Origin of the sequence: Idiomarina sp. Sol25, from assembly GCF_033052775.1 — a bacterium.
Classification (GTDB): domain Bacteria; phylum Pseudomonadota; class Gammaproteobacteria; order Enterobacterales; family Alteromonadaceae; genus Idiomarina.
Genome location: NZ_JAUPEW010000181.1, coordinates 1 through 256 on the forward strand (window position 1 = coordinate 1; position 256 = coordinate 256).

Sequence of the window (256 nt, forward strand, 5' to 3'; positions counted from 1 at the left end):
TCGCAATCATCGTTCTGCAGGCAATCTTCCCTTTCTACTACGCTATCCTTACCTCGCTCGAGGATGGGCAGGCGCTGTTTGAAGTGAACTACCTGCCAAAGGCGCTGAACTTCGCAAACTATCAGGCCATGCTGTCCGGGGGCGTGTTCGGCAAGCAGATCCTGAATTCTGTTTTCGTGGCGAGTGTGGTGGTCATCCTGTCGCTCTTCCTCGCGATCACCGCCGCCTTTGCCCTGTCGCGCATCCATTTCCGGGG

At 56.6% G+C, this 256-nt stretch carries 1 protein-coding gene; it reads left to right on the top strand.

Annotated elements, in window-relative coordinates:
- A partial coding sequence (locus Q5L94_RS13920; protein ID WP_317498946.1) for a hypothetical protein occupies positions 1-256 on the top strand: 256 nt, incomplete at both ends.